Annotated in this window: 1 protein-coding gene; it reads left to right on the top strand. The window is 59.5% G+C overall.

What is annotated here, in order from left to right:
• On the top strand, nucleotides 1–1,602 hold a 1,602-nt coding region (locus SK803_RS46285; RefSeq protein WP_319972633.1), incomplete at its 5' end, for a reverse transcriptase/maturase family protein.
• Nucleotides 1,603–1,715: the final 113 nt, after the last annotated feature.

A 1,715-nucleotide genomic window follows, 5' to 3' on the forward strand; every position in this document is an offset into this window, starting at 1 on the left:
CTAGGCAAGATCGGACGCATCATCGATGCGTTGCGTCACGAGCGCTACCGATTCAAGCCGGCGCGGCGTGTGTACATCCCGAAACAAAACGGGAAACGTCGGCCTCTGGGCCTACCGTCATGGTCGGACAAGCTGGTCGGTGAGGTGATACGTCTCCTGCTGGAGGCGTATTACGAACCGCGGTTCTCTGACCATTCACATGGTTTCCGTCCGCGTCGTGGCTGCCACACCGCATTGAGTGAGGTGGCGACGGTATGGCGTGGAACTTCCTGGTTCATCGAGGGTGACATCGCCGATTGTTTCGGGTCGCTTGATCATGAGATCCTGATCGGGATACTCGGTGAGACGATCCAGGACAACCGGTTCCTGAGGCTGATCCGGCACATGTTGCAGGCCGGGTATCTGGAGGATTGGCGGTGGAACGCCACGCTCAGCGGCGCGCCACAGGGTGGGTTGGTGTCCCCGATTCTGTCCAACATCTATCTGGACAGGCTGGACAAGTTCGTCGAGACAGTGTTGGTTCCGGAATACACGCGCGGGGCAGGCAGGGTGCCCAATCGTGCCTACCGCGATGTCGTGAGGAAGATGAGGCGTGCTCGCTGCGACGGTGACCGTGATTCGATTCCTCGCCTGCGGAAAGAGTTACGTTCCTTGCCCAGTATGGATCCTCGTGATCCTGGGTACCGTCGGCTGCGTTACGTGCGCTATGCCGACGATCATCTCCTCGGGTTCGCCGGACCGAAAAACGAAGCCGAGCAGATCAAGCAGCGCCTCGCACGGTTCCTGCGTGACGATCTCAAGCTGGAACTGTCGCAGGACAAGACGCTGATCACCCACGCCCGAACAGGCGCGGCACGCTTTCTCGGCTATGAGATCACCACGCAGCACAGCGATCACAAGATAACCAACGGACGGCGATCGGCTAATTCTGCGATCGGCCTGCGGGTTCCGCTGGCGGTGATCAAGGCCAAGTGTTCTCCTTACTTGAAGCGCGGAAAACCCGCGCTACGGCCTCAACTGGTGAACGAGAGCGATCTCAAGATCATTCAGGTCTTCGGGGCAGAGTATCGAGGTCTGACCCAGTACTACTTGCTCGCCGGAGATGTCTACCGGCTGACAAAGGTGCACAGGGTCATGCAACTGTCGATGTTGCAGACACTGGCTCGCAAGTATCGGTCCACGACGGCCCGTATGGCGGCCCGATATCAGGCTGTCACCGAGACGCCTTATGGTCCACGCAGATGCTTCGAGGCAGCTATGGAACGCGACACCGACAGGAAGCCACTTGTTGCCCGGTTCGGCGGTATTCCACTGAAACAACAGAAGCGCGCGGTCATCGTCGATCGCGTGACACCCCCGGTCGTTGTCCGGAACAAGGAGCTGATCAAGCGGCTCATGTCCGGGCGCTGCGAAGTCTGCAAGCAGAAAGGAGAAATCCGGGTCCGACAGATCCGGAGACTCGCAGATTCGGGAAAGTCGAAAACGCTGCTACCAGAGTGGGTGGACATCATGGTGAAACGACGACGTAAGACCATCATGGTCTGCGACAGATGCCATGGCGACATTCACAAGCAGGACGCAGGACACAGGTTCACGGGGTAACCACTGGAGAGCCCGGTGCAGGGAAACCTGCACGCCGGGTTCGGCGGGGGGCCATGAGGAAAAGGAGCCCGGCACGGCCGGGAGACCTCGCCTTGTGGCCTACCCATCTGATC

The organism is Lentzea miocenica (genome assembly GCF_033949945.1).
Classification (GTDB): domain Bacteria; phylum Actinomycetota; class Actinomycetes; order Mycobacteriales; family Pseudonocardiaceae; genus Lentzea; species Lentzea miocenica.